11 protein-coding genes and 1 pseudogene are annotated in these 15,255 nt (G+C 71.2%); 4 read left to right on the top strand and 8 right to left on the bottom strand.

The genetic code is table 11. The features are described 5' to 3' along the window. The first annotated feature begins 520 nt into the window (after nt 1–520). Nucleotides 521–4,291 (top strand): multifunctional oxoglutarate decarboxylase/oxoglutarate dehydrogenase thiamine pyrophosphate-binding subunit/dihydrolipoyllysine-residue succinyltransferase subunit, encoded by a 3,771-nt coding sequence (locus tag CFRA_RS04465; protein ID WP_245797683.1) that lies wholly within the window; start codon nt 521–523, stop codon nt 4,289–4,291. Between the two features lie 116 nt (nt 4,292–4,407). On the opposite strand, the gene CFRA_RS04460 is transcribed toward CFRA_RS04465, so the two are convergent. Both CFRA_RS04460 and CFRA_RS12005 read right to left on the bottom strand, forming a co-directional pair. Beyond that, nucleotides 4,408–5,166 carry a type 2 periplasmic-binding domain-containing protein gene (locus CFRA_RS04460; RefSeq protein WP_075663634.1) on the bottom strand — a complete coding sequence of 253 codons (759 nt, stop codon included), beginning with the start codon at nt 5,164–5,166 and terminating at the stop codon, nt 4,408–4,410. Between the two features lie 26 nt (nt 5,167–5,192). Beyond that, nucleotides 5,193–6,029, bottom strand: a complete 837-nt coding sequence (locus CFRA_RS12005; protein WP_342743173.1) for a general stress protein — start codon at nt 6,027–6,029, stop codon at nt 5,193–5,195. Between the two features lie 380 nt (nt 6,030–6,409). On the opposite strand from CFRA_RS12005, the gene CFRA_RS04450 reads away from it, so the two are divergent. The 3 genes from CFRA_RS04450 to CFRA_RS04440 are packed head-to-tail and all read left to right on the top strand — an operon-like array spanning nt 6,410 to nt 9,586. Beyond that, complete coding sequence (locus tag CFRA_RS04450; protein ID WP_083666831.1) at nt 6,410–7,867, top strand: magnesium transporter MgtE N-terminal domain-containing protein; 1,458 nt, start codon at nt 6,410–6,412, stop codon at nt 7,865–7,867. Further along, nucleotides 7,860–8,402, top strand: coding sequence for a DUF1003 domain-containing protein (locus CFRA_RS04445; protein ID WP_075663633.1), 543 nt, complete (start codon nt 7,860–7,862; stop codon nt 8,400–8,402). Before CFRA_RS04450 ends, CFRA_RS04445 begins: the two co-directional genes overlap by 8 nt. A 53-nt stretch (nt 8,403–8,455) precedes the next feature. After that, a complete protein-coding gene (locus CFRA_RS04440; protein ID WP_075663632.1) occupies nt 8,456–9,586 on the top strand; it encodes an Mrp/NBP35 family ATP-binding protein in 1,131 nt (376 codons plus the stop codon). A gap of 180 nt (nt 9,587–9,766) precedes the next feature. On the opposite strand, the gene CFRA_RS04435 is transcribed toward CFRA_RS04440, so the two are convergent. The 6 genes and pseudogenes from CFRA_RS04435 to sigE all read right to left on the bottom strand — a co-directional run bounded on the left by CFRA_RS04435 (nt 9,767) and on the right by sigE (nt 15,096). After that, nucleotides 9,767–10,297 (bottom strand): NifU family protein, encoded by a 531-nt coding sequence (locus CFRA_RS04435; RefSeq protein WP_075663631.1) that lies wholly within the window; start codon nt 10,295–10,297, stop codon nt 9,767–9,769. A 10-nt stretch (nt 10,298–10,307) separates the two neighbouring features. Next, nucleotides 10,308–12,431 (bottom strand): ferrous iron transporter B, encoded by a 2,124-nt coding sequence (feoB, locus tag CFRA_RS04430; protein WP_075663630.1) that lies wholly within the window; start codon nt 12,429–12,431, stop codon nt 10,308–10,310. A gap of 3 nt (nt 12,432–12,434) precedes the next feature. Next, entirely contained in the window at nt 12,435–12,761 is a 327-nt protein-coding gene (locus CFRA_RS04425; RefSeq protein WP_169842165.1) for a FeoA family protein, read from the bottom strand. A gap of 649 nt (nt 12,762–13,410) precedes the next feature. Beyond that, nucleotides 13,411–13,750, bottom strand: a pseudogene (gene tatB, locus CFRA_RS11585) (Sec-independent protein translocase protein TatB); the annotation flags it as partial. A gap of 170 nt (nt 13,751–13,920) precedes the next feature. Then, nucleotides 13,921–14,331 (bottom strand): anti-sigma factor family protein, encoded by a 411-nt coding sequence (locus CFRA_RS04415; RefSeq protein ID WP_075663628.1) that lies wholly within the window; start codon nt 14,329–14,331, stop codon nt 13,921–13,923. Between the two features lie 114 nt (nt 14,332–14,445). After that, entirely contained in the window at nt 14,446–15,096 is a 651-nt protein-coding gene (gene sigE / locus CFRA_RS04410) for an RNA polymerase sigma factor SigE (RefSeq protein WP_075663627.1), read from the bottom strand. Between the last annotated feature and the right edge of the window lie 159 nt (nt 15,097–15,255).

Here is a 15,255-nt window from a genome sequence, read left to right as displayed (position 1 = left end):
GCGGTCAGTTGACGGACAGCTGACGCACACGACCCCGGAGCCTCGCGCTCCGGGGTCTCCTTATATCTCTTGTGTTCCTCCCCCGCCGCTGTCTCTTGTACCCCTCCCGCGCCGGCCTCTCCTGTGCCCCCGTCCGCACCGCTGTCACTTGTACCCCTCCCGCGCCAACCTCTCCTGTGCACCGCCCGGCCCGCTCACACCGTTCCGCCGCACCCCGCGACCTCGCATAGGCGGCGACCTTCCACCCCGCCGTGCGGGTGACAGGACAACAACCCACCCCGGGTGACGGCGACCACCCGCGCGCCCGCGTACCATAGCGGGCACGGATGCGGGCTGTATTGTCTGCCCGGCGATCGATCCACCCCCGGATGTGGATCCGACCCCGGGGAACAACCCCGGACAGGGGTCACCCCCGCCCGTCTCCCCCGGTCGGCGGCGGACGTGACCACTCACCGTGTACCGCGAACTACAGTTGAGACAAAGACGACAGACAGCAATCGAAATGAGGCGAGAAACTGCCGTGAGCAGCCCTAGCACTTTCGGCCAGAATCAGTGGCTGGTCGACGAGATGTTCCAGCAGTGGAAGGACGACCCCAACTCCGTCGACAAGGAGTGGGCCGCCCTCTTCGAGAAGAAGGGCGCCCCGGAGGCCCCGGACGCGCCGAAGGTCGGCGAGTCGGGCCACACCGGCACCGCTAAGAAGGGCGAGGGTGACGTGACCCGGCCCGACGCCACGGCCCGCGCGGCGGCCGGTGACGGCCCGGCCACCAACCTGACCGACAAGCGCGGCGGCGCCGGCAAGAACCCGGAGGCGACCCCGGGCGACGCCCCGGCGCGTCAGCCCCGCGTGCGCACCAAGCCGGAGTCCCCGCTCAGCGCCGTCAAGGAGCTGCCGGAGCCCGGCGAGAAGCAGCTCAAGGGCGCGTTCAAGGCGATTGCGAAGAACATGGAGGCCTCGCTGTCCATCCCGACGGCGACCACCGTGCGCGACATGCCGGCGCGCCTGATGTTCGAGAACCGGTCGATGATCAACGACCACCTCAAGCGCACGCGCGGCGGGAAGATCTCCTTTACCCACATCATCGGCTGGGCCATGATCAAGGCCGTCCAGATCCACCCGGCGATGAACGTCCGTTACGAGGAGATCGACGGCAAGCCGCACGTGGTCAACCCCGAGCACGTCAACCTCGGCCTGGCCATCGACCTGCCGAAGAAGGACGGCTCGCGCAGCCTGGTCGTCGCCGCGATCAAGGAGTGCGAGACCAAGACCTTCGACGGGTTCGTCGAGGCTTACGAGGACATCGTCGCCCGCTCCCGCAAGGGCAAGCTGACGATGGACGACTTCCAGGGTGTGACCATCCAGCTGACCAACCCGGGCGGCATCGGCACCCGCCACTCGATCCCGCGCCTGACCACCGGCCAGGGCACGATCATCGGCGTCGGCGCGATGGATTACCCGGCCGAGTTCGCCGGCGCGTCCACGGACCGCCTGGCCGAGCTGGGCGTCGGCAAGCTCGTCACCATGACCTCGACCTACGACCACCGCGTCATCCAGGGCGCGGAGTCCGGCGAGTTCCTGCGTGAGATGTCGCGCCTGCTCGTCGACGACGAGTTCTACGACGAGATCTTCGAGGCCATGGGCATCCCCTACTCGCCGATGCGCTGGGCCCAGGACCTGCCGAACACGGGCATCGACAAGAACACCCGCGTCATGCAGCTCATCGAGGCCTACCGCTCCCGCGGCCACCTCATCGCGGACATCAACCCGCTGAGCTGGCACCAGCCGGGCCTGCCGATGCCGGACCACTCGGATCTCTCCATCGAGAGCCACGGCCTGACCATCTGGGACCTGGACCGCACCTTCAACGTGGGCGGCTTCGGCGGCAAGGAGTCCATGACGCTGCGCGAGACGCTCAAGCGCCTGCGCGACGCCTACACCCTCAAGGTCGGCTCCGAGTACACGCACATCCTCGACAACGAGGAGCGCAACTGGCTGCAGGACCGCCTCGAGGCGGGCATGCCCAAGCCGACCAACGCCGAGCAGAAGTACATCCTGCAGAAGCTCAACGCCGCGGAGGCCTTCGAGAACTTCCTGCAGACCAAGTACGTCGGCCAGAAGCGCTTCTCGCTGGAGGGCGCCGAGGCGCTGATCCCGCTGATGGACGCCGCCATCGACACCGCCGCCGGCCAGGGCCTCGACGAGGTCGTCATCGGCATGCCGCACCGTGGCCGCCTCAACGTGCTGTTCAACATCGTGGGCAAGCCGCTGGCGACGATCTTCCACGAGTTCGAGGGCACCCAGGAGAACCCCGGCCAGACCGGCGGTTCCGGCGACGTCAAGTACCACCTGGGCATGACCGGCAAGCACATCCAGATGTTCGGCGACGGCGAGATCGACATCACCCTGGCCGCCAACCCCTCGCACCTCGAGGCGGTCGACCCGGTCATGGTGGGCATCGCGCGCGCCAAGCAGGACATCCTGGACAAGGGCGCCGAGGGCAAGACCGTCATGCCGCTGATGCTGCACGGCGACGCCTCCTTCACCGGCCTGGGCGTGGTCCAGGAGACCCTGAACCTTTCCCAGCTGCGCGGCTACACCGTCGGCGGCACCGTCCACATCGTGGTCAACAACCAGATCGGCTTCACCACCACGCCGGACTCGGGGCGTTCCTCCTACTACGCCACCGACATCGCCAAGGCGTACGGCTGCCCGGTCTTCCACGTCAACGGCGACGACCCGGAGGCCGTCGTGTGGGTCGGCCACCTGGCCACCGAGTACCGCCGCCGCTTCGGCAAGGACGTCTTCATCGACCTGGTCTGCTACCGCAAGCGCGGCCACAACGAGGCCGACGACCCGTCGATGACCCAGCCGGAGATGTACTCCCGCATCGACACCCGCGACTCCGTGCGCGCCAAGTACACCGAGGACCTCATCGGCCGCGGCGACCTCACCGAGGCCGACGCGGAGGCCGCCGCGCGCGACTTCCACGACCAGATGGAGGCCGTCTTCAACGACGTCAAGGAGTCCGAGGGCGAGCCGGAGCTCGAGCAGACCGGCATCACCTCCTCGCAGGAGCTCACCCGCGGGCTGGACACCTCCATCTCCAAGGAGGAGCTCTACGAGATCGGCCAGGCCTACTCGGACGCCGGCAGCGAGGACTTCGAGTTCCACCGCCGCGTGCGCCCGGTGGCCAAGCGTCGTCTACAGTCGGTCCGCGAGGGCGGCATCGACTGGGGCTGGGGCGAGCTGATCGCCCTGTCCTCGCTGGCCAACGGCGGCAAGACCGTCCGCATCGCCGGTGAGGACACCCGCCGCGGCACCTTCACCCAGCGCCACGGCATCGTCTTCGACCCGAAGACGGGCGAGGAGGCCAACCCGCTGGGCGACCTCGCCGAGGCCAAGGGCAACGGCGGCAAGGTCATGATCTACAACTCGGCGCTGACCGAGTACGCGGGCATGGGCTTCGAGTACGGCTACTCCGTGGGCAACCCGGACGCCTTCGTCGCCTGGGAGGCGCAGTTCGGCGACTTCGCCAACGGCGCCCAGACCATCATCGACGAGTACATCTCCTCCGGTGAGGCCAAGTGGGGCCAGCTGTCCAAGGTCGTGCTCCTCCTGCCGCACGGCTACGAGGGCCAGGGCCCGGACCACTCCTCCGCCCGCATCGAGCGCTACCTGCAGATGGCCGCCGAGGGCTCGATGACCATCGCCCAGCCGTCCACCCCGGCCAACCACTTCCACCTGCTGCGCCGCCACGCGCTGGGCACCATGTCGCGCCCGCTGGTCGTCTTCACCCCGAAGTCGATGCTGCGCAACAAGGCCGCCACCTCCTCGGTGGAGGACTTCACGGAGGTCACCAAGTTCCACTCGGTGATCAACGACCCGCGCCTGGTCGACCTGGACGGCAACGTCATCGGCGACGCCGACAAGGTCACCCGCATCCTGCTGGTCTCCGGCAAGCTCTACTGGGAGCTGGAGAAGCGCCGCGCGGAGGACGAGCGCGAGGACATCGCGATCATCCGCCAGGAGATGCTGCACCCGATCCCCTTCAACCGGCTGCGTGAGGCCTTCGAGTGCTTCCCGAACGCCGAGGAGGTCGTGTTCTGCCAGGACGAGCCGGCCAACCAGGGTCCGTGGCCGTTCCTGCACGAGCACCTGCCGGAGCTGATCCCGGACATGCCGCCGCTGCGTCGCGTCTCGCGTCGTGCGCAGTCCTCGACGGCGACCGGCATGGCCAAGGTGCACCACGCCGAGCAGGCCAAGCTCCTCGACGAGATCTTCGCCGACTGAGCGCCGCGTGACCGCCCCGGCCGCCCCGGGTGACACCGGGCGGTGGGGCTGACGCGCGAAGAAGCGGCCCCCGGGTTCTCCCGGGGGCCGCTTCTTCGTGTACTTCGGGCCGGGCCCTACTCGAGCATGTCGGAGTTGGACTCGCCGAGCCACTCGCCGACGACGTGGTCGGGCTCCCCGCCGTCCTCGACCTGCTCGGTCATCTCCTGCAGGTCATGCGTGGTCAGCAGGCGCGTCAGATCGTTGAGGCCCTTCTTGCCCCAGCGGTTGACGGACGTCTTGCGGTAGATGGGCACGATGTTCTGCGGCAGCGCCTCCCCCGCGCTTTCCGACGTCGCGCCCTCCCCCGATGCGTCCTTGTCCACCTTGGCGTCGGGCACCGCGCCCTGCGAACAGCCCTCGGCGGGCGAGGGATCGGGCACGTCGTAATCGCCGGGCAGCGCGCCCAGCAGGGCGTCATAGGTGCGCTGGCCGGCGTCGCCGGCGGTGGGGTTGTCGGAGTCCTCTTCGGCGTTGAACTCCTCGTCGAGCGTCTCGGCGGCCTCGGGCTGGGCGTCGGCGAGCAGCTGGCCGGTGCAGCCGATGACGAGGTCGGCGCCGCCGTCGGCGAGCCACTCGAGCTGGCCGGCCTTCCCACGCTCGGAGTCGGGGTCGACGGTCTCGACGACGCCGTGGACGTCGCCGCTTGCCAGCGCCCGGCGGTAGATCTCCGCGAGCACCCGGTTCTCGGGGTCGGCGGCGGAGACCTGGATGACCACCTCGCCGTCGTCGTCGCCGACGAGGTAGGTGGGGGTGGCCTCGTTCGTGCAGCCGGCCAGGCCTGCCATGGTGGCCAGGCCGGCCAGGACCGCGGTGGTCTTCCGGGCAGCGCGCATGCGCCTCATCCTAGCCGGGGCGGGTCTCAGTCCCGCCGACCCGCCTCGGGGTCGCCGCCCACCGTGTCGTCCCCCACGACACCTTCACGCGCAGCCTCGTCACGCGCGACGTCGTCAATCGGGGCGTCACCACGGACGGCGTCGCCACGCACGGTCTCGCCGCCCACGGCGTCGGTACGCGGGACGTCGTCACGCGCGACGTCGTCAATCGGGGCGTCGTCGTGCACGGGGCGGGCGGTGGTGCCGGACTCTCCGGCCCAACCGCCCGTGTTCTGCGCGCCCGGCGCCGGGGTCTGGGGCGCGGCGGGCTCGGTCGGTCCGGCGGTGGCGGCCGGGGCCGGGGTCTGCGGCAGGCCGGCGCGGCCACGGTGGCCCAGGTTCATCCCGGCGATGGCGTCGCGGGCCTGCGGGGCCAGCTGCGGGTCGCAGAGGATGTCGTAGCGGCCGGCGACGATCTGGGTCTGCGAGGTGAAGTCGCGCGCGCCCTGGCTCATCCCGTAGGGCACGGCGGCGAGCACCATGCCGAAGATCGCGCCGACGACGATTCCCGCCAGGATCGGCAGGAAGAAGGCGTTCGGCGTGAACAGCCCGAAGAGCAGGCCGAAGAAGATACCCATCCACGCGCCGGAGGCGGCACCACCGGCGAGCACGCGGCCCCAGGTCAGGCGCCCGGTCACGCTCTCGACCTCCATGAGGTCGACGCCGACGATGACCAGCTTGTCCACCGGGAACTCGCGGTCGGAGAGGTTGTCCACCGCCTCCTGGGCGTCGGCGTAGCTGTCGAAGCTGCCCACCGGCCAGCCGGCGGGGCGCTCGCGCAGGGGCCGGCGGCCGGCGCCGGTGGTGCCTCGGGGATTCGTCATCTGTTCTTCTCCTTCATCGTCTGTGTCCGCTCTCGCGTCTTCGTCCGGGGCAGGGCCGGCGGTCGGCGGCCACGGCAGGCAGCCACGGCTGCGACCGGTCATCGTGACCGGCGGTCGTGACTTGGCCGGTGGCTCCGGCGACCGGCGGCCACGCGCCTGCGTCGGGTGCCGTGGCCACGTGGCTGCGTCGGGTGTCACGACCACGTGGCTGCGTCCGGATGTCGCGGCCGCACGCCTGCGGTGGCCGGGAAACCCTGCGGTGTGACCGCAGATTCCCGTGGGGCCCGCTGTGGCACGGGTCCTCATCGGCCCTGCATCCACCTGATACAACGCGCGGCCGACCCCGAAAAGTTCCCGGTCGACGGCTAGCATCAGGTCGCATGAGTGCCATTTCCCGCGTCTACGCCGGCCGTCTGGCGGGCATGACCGTGCGCGGCCCCGACATGGACGCCATCGGCCGCGTTCGAGACGTCGTGGTCACAGTGCGTCCCCAGCCGCAGCCCTCCCGTGCCCTCGGCCTGGTCATCGAGCTGGTGACCAAGCGTCGCGTCTTCGTGCCGATGCTGCGCGTCGCCGCCATCGAGCCCGGCGAGATCACCCTGACCTCCGGCTCGGTGTCCATGCGCGTCTTCCAGGTCCGCGCCGGCGAGCTGACCGTCCAGGGCGACCTGGTCGGCGCCAAGGTGCACACCGACGACCCGGACGCCGAGCAGCTGCACGGCCGCGCCGTGGAGATCGCCGACGTCGAGTTCGAGCGCAGCCGCACCCGCGACTGGGTAATCTCGCGCATCGCGCTGGTGCCGGGGCGTTCCCGCTTCGGCCGCGCCCGCGAGCCCGTCGTCGTGGAGTGGTCGCACGTGCACGGTGTCAGCGCCGGCGGCGTCGGTCAGACGGACACGCTGGCCGAGACGATCGCGGCCTTCCGCGACATGCGCCCGGCCGACGTGGCCAACTACCTGCACAACCTCGCCCCGGCCGCGCGCCACCAGCTCGCCGAGCAGATCAACGACGAACGCCTGGCGGACATCCTCCAGGAGCTGCCCGAGGACTACCAGGCCGAGATGCTCGAGGCCCTCGACATCGAGCGCGCCGCGGACGTCCTCGAGGAGATGGACCCCGACGACGCCGCCGACATCCTCCAGGAGCTGCCCGACACCACCGCCGAAGTGCTGCTGGACCTGATGGACCCCGAGGAGTCCGCCCCGGTCCGTCGCCTGATGAGCTTCTCGCCGGACACGGTCGGCGCCCTGATGACCTCGGAGCCGCTGATCCTGCCGCCGCAGACCACCGTGGCCGAGGCGCTCGCCCTGGCGCGCGACCCGGAGCTGACGACCTCGCTGGCCTCGCTGGTCTTCGTCGTGCGCCCGCCGACGGCCACGCCGACCGGGCGGTACCTCGGCTGCGTGCACCTGCAGCGGATGCTGCGCGAGCCGCCGTCGACGCTGATCTCGGGCATCCTCTCCCCCGACCTGCCGCCGCTGTACGCCGACGACTCCCAGGAGACCGCCGCGCGCTACTTCGCCACCTACAACCTGGTGTGCGGCCCGGTCCTCGACGACGACAAGCACCTGCTGGGTGCCGTGGCCGTCGACGACCTGCTCGACCACCTGCTGCCCGAGGACTGGCGCGAGACGGGCCTGCGCCCGGAGTCCGCCCGCCCCGCCTCGCAGGCCGAGCCGACCGCCCAGGCCGGGCAGACCACGCAGTCCGGCCAGGCCACCCAGGCCGGCCAGAGCACCCGGCCCGGTCAGGCCACCCAGCCCGGCCAGGAGACCCAGCCCGGCCAGGCCACGCAGTCCACCCCCACCGAGCCGCAGAAGGAGGACCACGATGGCTGAGTCCGAGCGCAACGCACTGGACACCCCGGTCGCCGCCGGGCGCCGCAGGCTGTTCAACATCACCGACGACTCGGTGGGCGCCGTCGCCGAGAAGGTCGCCCGCTTCTTCGGCACGGGCCGCTACCTGATGTGGCAGACCGTCGTCGTGGTCGTCTGGATCGCCCTGAACATCGGCGGCTTCGCCTGGAACTGGGACCCCTACCCGTTCATCCTGCTCAACCTGGCGTTCTCCACCCAGGCCGCCTACGCCGCCCCGCTGATCCTGCTCGCGCAGAACCGCCAGGAGGACCGCGACAAGGTCACGCTGCAGAACGACCGGCGCCGCGCCGAGCAGACGAAGGCCGACACCGAGTTCCTCGCCCGCGAGCTCGCCGGCGTGCGCCTCGCCGTCGGCGACATGGTCTCGCGTGACTACCTGCGCGGCGAGCTCGAGGAGCTGCACGACGTCCTCGGCCGCATCGAGGCCAAGATTGACGACGCCGCGGCCGACGACCAGGAGCACCCCTCCGAGCTGTCCGAGCCGACCAAGGGCTGAGCGCGCCCCGGGCATGGTCTCCGCCGGTGCGCGCGGCTAGAGTCGTGGGCGTTATGTCTACTGTCACCGAAGATCAGGTCCGCGAGGCGCTCTCCCGCGTCGAGGACCCCGAGCTGGGTCGCCCGATCACCGAGCTGGGCATGGTCAAGTCCGTCGACGTCGACGGCTCCTCCGTCGCGGTGGAGATCTACCTGACCATCGCCGGCTGCCCGATGCGCGACACGCTCCAGCAGAACACGTACGCGGCCGTCGCCGAGCTCGACGGCGTCGACGACGTCACCGTCACCACCGACGTGATGGACGACGCCCAACGCAAGGCGCTGCGCGACCAGCTGCGCGGCGGCGCCGAGCCGGTCATCCCCTTCGCCCAGCCGGGCACCACCACCCGCGTCTTCGCGATCGCGTCCGGCAAGGGCGGCGTGGGCAAGTCCTCGGTGACGGTCAACCTGGCCGCCGCCCTGGCGGCCAAGGGCCTGCGCGTGGGCATCGTCGACGCGGACATCTACGGCCACTCGGTGCCGACCCTGATGGGCTCGGACCAGCAGCCCAGCGTGATGGAGGAGGACATGATCCTCCCGCCGATCGCGCACGGGGTCAAGATCATCTCCATCGGCCACTTCATCGAGGGCAACGCGCCGGTGGTCTGGCGCGGGCCGATGCTGCACCGCGCCCTGCAGCAGTTCCTCACCGACGTCTTCTGGGGCGACCTCGACGTGCTCCTGCTCGACCTGCCGCCCGGCACCGGCGACGTGGCCATCTCGGTCGCGCAGCTGATCCCGAACGCGGAGCTGATCGTGGTGACCACCCCGCAGCACGCGGCGGCCGAGGTCGCCGAGCGCGCGGGCACGATCGCCCAGCAGACCCGCCAGCGCGTCGCCGGCGTGGTGGAGAACATGTCCGCGATGGTCATGCCGGACGGCAGCACCATGGAGATCTTCGGCTCCGGCGGCGGCGAGCGCGTCAGCGAGCGCCTGACCGCCCTGACCGGCGGCGAGGTGCCGCTGCTCGGCCAGATCCCGCTGGACCCGGCCCTGCGCACCCACGGCGACGAGGGCACCCCGGTCGTCCTCGCCGAGCCCGAGACCCCGTCGGCCGAGGCGTTCGCCGCGATCGCCGACAAGCTGGCGGTGCGCCGCGACTCCCTGGCGGGCAAGCCGCTGGGCCTGGGCGTCACGCCCAACTAGCCGGCGCGGACCACCCGGATACCCGCCGGCCCACCCGGGCACCGCCGGCCCACCCGGGTACCCGTCGACCCACCCGGGTACCCGTCACACGGGTCCCGCGCACGGACACGTGCACAGACGACAGAGCAAGGGGCGGAAGGCTTGTCAGCCTTCCGCCCCTTCTCTCATGCCCTCCGACGCCTACGCGGCCCGGCGGACCTCCTTGAGCCACGGGCAGCGCCTGCGCAGCAGGTGCTCGAAGCGGGCGTGCATCGTCACCACGGCGGCCGCGCAGTCGGAGCACTCTCCGCGCAGGGCGACGTCGACCACGCCGTCGCGCACGCCGACGACCTCGAAGCGCCCACCGTGGGAGGCGATGTAGCGCCCGAGGCGCACGTCGGCGACGTCGCGCGCGGCGTTCCGGAGCACCTCGTCCGGGCCCGTCGCACGGGCGTCGGACGCAGGGCGCCACCTGCGCGGCGTCGTCAATGCGTCCGTGACCGCGCGGCGCACGGCCGCACCTCTCCCCGCCCAGTCGTTCCCGGGCGCGAGCGTCGTCAGGACGGCGTCGGTGCGCACCTCGACGCGGGCGAGCGTGCCGTCGTCGAGCAGGGCCTGCAGGAGGCCCGGCACCCCGGCGACGTCGCCGGCGAAGCCGAGGTGGCCGTCCGGGATGACCCAGCGCAGTGTCGCCGGGTCGGCGGTCGCCTCGGGGTGGGTCGGGACCAGCATGGCCGCGAGCCTACATCGACAGCGCGACGACGGTGTGCGTCAGCGCGCCGAGTCCCCAGGCCAGGGCGAACATGTAGCCGTAGGCGACCAGCGGCCACTTCCAGGTGCCGGTCTCGCGGCGCATCGCGCCGGCGGTGGCCATGCACTGCATCGCGAACATGAAGAACACGAGCACGGCGGAGATGGTCGCCGGGTTGAAGACGTTGTCGCCGGCGGCGTGCAGGACGGTGTCGTGCTGGTAGGTCATCGACTCCATCTGCGCGACCGGCTCCTCCGGGTCCTCGGCCGCGGCGATCTGGCCCAGGGTGGCCACGAAGGTCTCGCGGGCCGCCAGCGAGGAGACGACGCCGACGTTGAGGCGCCAGTCGAAGCCCAGCGGAGCGAAGACGGGCTCGAGGAAGCGACCGACGGCGGCGGCCGCGGAGTTGTCCATCGTGTAGGCGGTGCGCTGGGCGTCCAGCAGCGCCTCGAGCTCCTCCGGGTCGTCGACCACTGCGCCGTCCTCGTCGTCGGTGACCGTGGAGTTGGCCGGGTCCTCGACGGCGGCGGCCACGGCGGTGCACGCGGTGTCCTGGGCGCAGAAGGCGTCGAACTCGTCGTCACTGCGCATCGGCACGTTGAGCAGCACCCACAGCACGACGGTGGTCGTCAGGATGATGGTGCCGGCCTTGCGCAGGAAGCCCTTGCAGGAGTCCCAGACCATGATGCCGATGGTCTTGGGCCGCGGCAGGCGGTAGGGCGGGATCTCCATGTAGAACGGCAGCAGCATGCCGCCGCGGTCGGTGATCTTCTTGACCACCCACGCGACGATCATCGCCGCGAGCGTGCCGCCCAGGTAGAGCAGGAACATCGCGAAGCCGGCCGCCGAGAACGGGCCCACGCGAGCGCCGTCGGGCACGAGCAGGCCGACCATGATGATGTAGACGGGCAGGCGCGCCGAGCAGGTCATCAGCGGCGCGGCCATGATCGTGGCCAGGCGGTCCTTGGCGTTGGGCAGGGTGCGGGTGGCCATGACACCCGGGATGGCGCAGGCCACCGAGGAGAGCATGGCCACGAAGGCGCGGCCCTCGAGGCCGGCCTTGGACATCACCTTGTCCATCAGGAACGCCGCGCGCGCCATGTAGCCCACGCCCTCGAGCAGGGAGATGAGCAGGAACATGATGACGATCTGCGGGAAGAAGCTCAGCACGGCGCCCACACCGCCGATCACGCCGTCGGCGAGCAGCCCCGCCAGCAGCGGCGCCGAGCCGTCGAGGGCGTCGTGCACGCTCGATCCGGCCCAGCCGAAGAAGTCCTCGAGCCAGCCCTTGAAGGGCTCGGCCCAGACGAAGATGGCCTGGAAGAACAGGAACATCACGCCGAGGAAGACCAGGGTGCCCCACAGCGGGTGCAGGAAGACGGCGTCCAGGCGGCGGGTGACCGGGTCCTCGTGCGGCGGGCGGTAGTCGGCGGCCTCGAGGATGGAGTCGCTCCAGGCGGCCAGCTCGACCGGGTCGCTCGGCGGGGTCAGCGGCGTGCGCCGCCAGTCCTCGATGTCGATGAGCTGCTCGCGCAGCTCGTCGATGCCGATGCCGCGGTGGCCGATGACGCGCACCGCCGGCACGCCGACGGCCTCGCCGAAGGCCTCGATGTCCAGGCCGCCGCCGCGGCGGGTCAGCTCGTCGGTCATGGTCACGGCCAGGCAGGTCGGCAGGCCCACGGAGAGCACCTCGGCCAGCAGGTTCATCGAGCGGCGCAGCGTCGTCGAGTCGATGACGAGCACGACGGCCTGGGGGCGCTCGACGCCGTACTGCTCACCGGCGAGCACGTCGTGGACGATCTCCTCGTCCGGGCTGATCGGCTGCAGCGAGTAGGTGCCGGGCAGATCCTCGACGGTGACCTCGTGGGTCTCGACCACGCAGGTGCCCCGCGAGCGCGAGACGGTCACGCCCGGGTAGTTGCCGGTCTTGGCGTGCAGGCCGGTCAGCGCGTTGTAGACGGAGGTCTTGCCGGCGTTCGGGCTGCCGACGAGGGCGACGGTCGGCGCCTCCGGGTTGACCGCGCCGTCGCCGCCGCCGCAGTGGCAGTCGGCGCCGGAGTGGCAGTCGTGGTCCGGGTGCACGCCCGCGTGCACGGGCTTGTTCGCGGTGGTCATCTCTCAGTCCTCCCCCGCCGGTTCGTCGGCGAGCCGGGTGACGGTGATGGTGGCGGCGTCGCGGCCGCGCAGGGCGAGTTCGTAGTCGGCGATGCGGTAGACCGTGGGGTCCTTCATCGGGGCCCTGCGGTGCGGTTCGACGACCGCGCCCGGCACGAAGCCGAGGTTCTGCAGGCGGGCGAGCAGCCTGCGGTGCTGCTCGTCGGCGGCGGTGTCGTCGGTGGCGACGATCCGGCCGCGTTCTCCGGGGCGCAGCTCATTGAGCGCGCAGGTACTGCTTTCGCCGTCCCTCCGGGGGTCGGCTTCGGAATGATGGGATCTTGTCCTCATGTTGTTCCTCGAGCCCGTACGTCCACAATCGCAGACATACGATAAACCTATCCTTACGAAGGACATCTTACAACTGGCATATCCCGGAACCTATATCCCCGACCGCCCCGGTGGGCAAGTTCACAAATTGACCCACGCCTGCCCTAAGTGAACAGCATTCAAAATATGTGCCGCGCAGGATTGACGACGCCGCGCGTGCTGCGCCGGGTGCGCCCCGTGCGCGCAGGCGGCCACGGTCGTACCCGTGACGGTCACATGATGTCGTCCCAGGAGAACCCGCCGTCGAGGCCGGAGCTCCCGGGGTTCGGCGAGGCCGCCCCGCCCGCGGCCCCGGGACGCCCGGAGCCGTTCGTGTTGTTCGCGCCGCCTGCCCCGGCCGCGCCGTGCGCGCCGTTGGCCGCCGCGCCTCCGGCACCGGCAGCGCCCCCGGCGTGGCCCGCCGTGCCGTGCGTGCCGGCGCCGGCCGAACCGGGGCCAGCCGCTCGGGCGGCACCCGCCCCCGACGCGCCGTGGCCGGTTGCTCCCCCGGCACCGTCGCCGGCGTTCCCGGCCGCTCCCGTGCCGGCGTTCCCGGCCGCACCCGTAGCGCCCGACTTCCGCGAGTCGCGCGGGGCGCGCGTGGTCGGAGGCTCCTCGCCGCGGGCCAGCGCCTCGCGGTAGGCCTGCCCGGCGGTGTCCTCGGACATGATCTTCTTCGGGTCGAAGGAGTCGAGGAACTTCTCGTCGTCGTCGAACAGGGCGTGGGTCAGCGCGGCCTTGGGCCCCATGGAGCGCCACTTGGCCACCTCGGCGATCGGCTTGCGGATCTCGTCGAACTCCGCGCCGAACTCGCCGTCCATCTCCTTCTTGGCGTTGTTGATCGCCTTGCGGGCGGCGAAGAGCGCCGCGCGCACGTCAGTGATCAGCCCCGGCAGGCGCTCGGGGCCGATGATGATCAGGCCGACGACCACAATGAGGAAGATTTCTCCCCAACCGATGTTCTGGAACACATGACCAGCCTACCCAGCCGGGCCCGCCGGTCCGCAGCCCGGCGCTCCGGCCGAGCGCACGGGCGCTGACGGCGCCGACGCCTACGTGAGCCCCCGCCGGCGGGGCCACCGCCGACGCCACCGCTGGCGCCGCGCGAGCATCAGCGGACGTCAGCGGGCGTCAGCGAGCGTCAGTCGGCGCGTCCGCCGCGGCGCACGGCACGCAGCAGCGTCTCGACGCGGTCGAGCACGCCCTCGGGCCGCGGCGTCGGGGTCGCGGCGGCGTCGGGGCCGTCGGGGCAGCCGGTCTCCGCCATGCTCTTGAGCCGGGCGAAGAGATCCGCCGGCATGCTGACCTCGGAGGTGAAGTTCGAGTCGTGGACGACCTCGGAGGTGCGCCGCTGGGCGCGGACCTCCGCGCGGCACTCCGGGCAGTGCACGAGGTGCACGCGGGCGCGGTGCAGCGCCGACGCCGTGAGCTCGCCGTCGACGAAGGAGACGACGGCCTCGGGGCCCAGGTGGTCCACTGAGGCGAAGCGGCGCCGGCGCGGGGTGCGCCGCGCGCCGAAGGTGCGCGCCTCGCCGTCAGCCGTTTCTCTCATGCCCCCAACCTACCCGCGCCCGGGCGACGGGGACCACGGCCCGCCGCACGGGAGGGCACGCGGGCGAGGTGCGCGGCGTCGTCAATCGACGGCGCGGGCTGCGCAGATGCGGTCTCAGCGCGCGGACTGCGGCAGCAGGAGGCGGGCCTCCTCGTCGTCGCGTGCGGCGGCCATGAGCGCCTCGCGCAGCTGCGAGCGGCCGCGGTGGATGCGCGAGCGCACGGTGCCCATCTTCAGGCCCAGGGTCTCGGCGATCTCGTCGTAGGTCATGTCCGCGACGTCACAGAGCACGACCACGACGCGGAACTCGGGGCTGAGCTGGTCGAGCGCGTCCTGCAGCGCCGGCGTCAGGTGGTTGACCTGGTAGGCCTGCTCGGGTGTCAGCTCGGAGCCGGGCACCCGCTCGTAGTCCTCGGGCAGGGCCTCCATGCGCACCGTGGCGCGGTGGCGGACCATGTCGAGGAAGAGGTTGGTGGTGATGCGGTGCAGCCAGCCGCGGAAACCGCCGGGGCGGTAGTCCTTCAGCGAGCGGAAGACGCGCATGAAGGTCTCCTGGGTCAGGTCCTCCGCGTCGTGCTTGTTGCCGGAGAGGCGGAAGGCCAGGCGGTAGACGCTGTCGGCGTGCTCGGCGACGAGCTCGGACCAGCTGGGCATCTCGGCGACGCCGGCGTCGAAGGCCGCCGTGCCCGTCAGATCCGCCGCATCCGGCTCCCGCCCCTCGGGGGCGTCCGGTGCGGAAACGGTCTCGGGCCGACGTGCTTTCATGGGGATTATCATTCCAAAGATCCATGACAAACTCCACATGGAAGCCTGCTCACCTGCTGTGAACCCGTGGGCGGTTTCCCGGGTGATAGGTATTCGCCCACCGCACGGCCCCGCAGCCGCCGCACAGCGCCCCGATCCACCGCACCGGGCACCGGGTGC

Origin of the sequence: Corynebacterium frankenforstense DSM 45800, from assembly GCF_001941485.1 — a bacterium.
In the GTDB taxonomy this organism is placed as follows: Bacteria; Actinomycetota; Actinomycetes; order Mycobacteriales; family Mycobacteriaceae; genus Corynebacterium; species Corynebacterium frankenforstense.
Note: the sequence above shows the minus strand (reverse complement) of the source record. Positions and strands in the feature narration are given on the sequence as shown.